Origin of the sequence: Clostridium sp., assembly GCF_040797585.1 — a bacterium.
Taxonomy (GTDB): Bacteria; Bacillota; Clostridia; order Clostridiales; family Clostridiaceae; genus Clostridium_Z.
In genome coordinates this window covers 1-3082 of sequence record NZ_JBFNEO010000271.1, presented here as the reverse complement: position 1 = coordinate 3082, position 3082 = coordinate 1, and the positions used below count along the sequence as shown (strand labels likewise).

General features: G+C 27.3%; 3 protein-coding genes. 1 reads left to right on the top strand and 2 read right to left on the bottom strand.

All coding sequences use genetic code 11. From position 1 onward, the window contains the following. On the bottom strand, window positions 1-982 hold a 982-nt coding region (locus AB2369_RS12610; RefSeq protein WP_367666826.1), incomplete at its 3' end, for a hypothetical protein. Window positions 983-1111: 129 nt separating this feature from the next. Between AB2369_RS12610 and AB2369_RS12605 the strand changes: the two genes are divergently transcribed. Continuing rightward, entirely contained in the window at window positions 1112-1975 is an 864-nt protein-coding gene (locus AB2369_RS12605; RefSeq protein WP_367666825.1) for a tRNA 2-thiocytidine biosynthesis TtcA family protein, read from the top strand. 156 nt (window positions 1976-2131) lie between these two features. Here the strand turns inward: AB2369_RS12605 and AB2369_RS12600 are convergent. After that, window positions 2132-3082: YjiH family protein (locus tag AB2369_RS12600; RefSeq protein ID WP_367666824.1), on the bottom strand; the 951-nt coding region annotated here is incomplete at its 5' end.

Genomic DNA, 3082 nt, shown 5'->3' with positions numbered 1-3082 from the left:
CTTCTTTTAAAACTTTACTGGAAACTAAAATAATTTTTAAATATTCCAATGTATTTATATCCACACTTACAAAATCTTTATTCTCTTTCAAGGTTATAGATTCTGAAACTATGTCATAGATTAGAGATAAATCAGCTTCTTCTAATACATCCTTGTAATTTGATAAATGATTTTCTAAAGAATTTACTTTTAATAAAGGTATATTTGATACATTGAGTATTTTACAGTTATTATTGATTACCACACCTAAAGGATATACTTTTATATAGTCATTTAATTCTTCAGAAGTTTTAATTTTTTCATTGATATTTTTTTCTAAAAACTTACAATAATTACTTAAATGAGACCTGAAATTTTTAGTTATAAGCTTCTTATGCATACCTTGATGTTTGAATAATTTACCATCATTTGTAACTTCAATGAATATAGAATCATCCAAAGAGAAATCAAATATTTTTAATACAAAAATTCCTTTTTTAGTAATTATAATCTCATCTAAATCAATAGTTTCCCCATTAATATCTATTGATAAGTTTTTAAATTTTTTCATATTAGAAATTCCATTTATAGCTTCTAATATAGAATTATTTTTAGAAGTAGAAAGGTTAGATTTAATTGAGTTTAAAAGTTTTAAATTAGTTATTACTAGAGAAGTTAACTTTTTAAAGTCATCATATTCTGTGTAAGAAAACATAGTTAAGACTTCCTTTGGAACTTCCATAACTTTTGATAATTCTCTAGAAGTTTTATAATAACTAGAAAAATCTTCTTTATAGCGCTGAAGAATATGTACTATGGATTTAAGACTATGTTCTTTAGTTTCACTTAGATTATTAAATTCATTTATTATAAGGTTTTCCATTTCATTAAAATATTCTATTGGATTATCCTTATCATATGTTAATTTATTAGAAGAGCTTATTTTTAAGTCATATAACTCCTTATCTAAATTATCTTTTGTATTTATTAAATTAGAAAACATTGTAGTACCCCCGAAAATAATGCTATTATATATATTCATATGAATATATTGTATAATTTATTCAACTAATTAGTAAAGACATTATATTATTAAAATGATATAATATTTCAAGAAAAGTGAGGTGTTATAATGAGTGATTTAGCAGGAAATGGATGTGACATCCTAGTTCCTTTTAATGAGAGAAAGCCTTTAGAGGAAATTGAGCGTAGCCTAATAAAGAAGTATAGAAAACAAACTTGGGCTAAATTTATTAAGGCTATAAAGAATTATAACCTGGTAGAGGATGGTGATAAAGTAGCAGTTGCTATATCAGGAGGAAAAGATAGTCTTATTATGGCAAAGCTTTTTCAAGAGCTTAAAAGACATGGACAGATGAATTTTTCCCTTGAATTTATAGCTATGGATCCAGGATATCATGAAAATATTAGGGAGCTTCTTATAGATAATTGTGAGTATTTAAATATCCCTTTACATATATTTAATTCAGGTATTTTTGATGTAGTAGATAAAATTGCTAAGGATTATCCTTGCTACATGTGCGCTAGAATGAGAAGAGGAGCTTTGTATTCTAAGGCAAAGGAACTAGGTTGTAATAAGCTTGCATTAGGACATCATTTTAATGACGTTATAGAAACTACTTTATTAAATGTTTTATATGCAGGTAATTTTAAAACTATGCTTCCAAAGATTAAGGCTTCTAACTTTGAGGGCATAGAGCTTATAAGACCACTTTATTATATTGAAGAGAAGGATATTCAAAGATTCACACAAAGTAGTGGTATATGGCCGTTAAACTGTGCTTGCATGGTATCCGCAAAAAAGATAGGGAATAAACGTTATGAAATTAAAGCTCTTATAGAAAATATAAAGAAGGACTTTAAGGATGTTGATAAATCTATATTCAAATCAGCAGAGAACGTAAATGTAGAGTCAATTTTAGGATGGGTAGAGGGAGGAAACCACCACTCTTATTTAGATGAATATGATAAATAAAGTTACACTGCTAATTTAGAGTTACTAAAGGTAATATAAAAGACTTTCCCACTAGATTTTATACTAGTAGGAAAGTCTTTTATTATTTATTGATAAATTTTAAGTTGCGATTTTTTGTAATTTTAAATATTTTATAATAAATTACTTATAAAATATTTAAAATAGTATATGAGCTATTAAGGTTATTATAGGTAATGTTATTAAGGTTCTAAGAATGAAGATTACAAGTAAGTCTTTAACATTTAGTGGTATCTTAGATCCAAGTATAAGACCACCTACCTCAGACATATAAATAAGCTGAGTAACAGATAGGGATGCTACTATGAATCTTGTCATATCACTTGTAATACTGCTAGCCATAACTGAAGGTAAAAACATATCTGCAAAGCCTACCATAATTGTTTGAGAGGCAGCAGCAGCTTCAGGAATTTGAAGTAAATTTAAAAGAGGAATAAATGGTAATCCAAGCCATTCAAATAAGCTAGTATATTCCGCTATTATTAGAGCAAGAGTACCCATAGACATTATTACAGGGGTAACACCAATCCACATATCAAATATATTTTTAAATCCATCTAAAGAAACCTTTTTAATATTATTTTCAGGAGAATTTGCCTTTTCTATAGCTTTTTCTAAACCAAAGGAAAAGCTTGTATATCCTTCTGGAATAAGTTCGTTTAAATTACTATTACAGTTATTATAATAGCTATCATTTATCTTACTTAAAGGCGGAATTCTTGGAATTATAAAAGCTGCAACAATACCAGCAAAGGATACAGTAAGATAAAATGGAACAAACATATGAGAAAGATTAACTTGAGCTATAACAACTAAAGCAAAAGTTATAGATACTGCAGAAAAGTTAGTAGCTATAATAGCAGCTTCTCTTTTAGAGTAAAAACCGTCCTCATATTGTTTACTAGTTAGAAGAACTCCTATAGTTCCATCCCCTAGCCAAGAAGTTATACAATCTATAGATGATCTTCCAGGTAATTTGAATATAGGTCTCATTACCTTTGTAAGTAAGGAACCAAAAAATTCTAATAGTCCAAAATCTAAAATTAAAGGTAGTAATAAACCCGCAAATAAAAATAATCCAAATAAAAC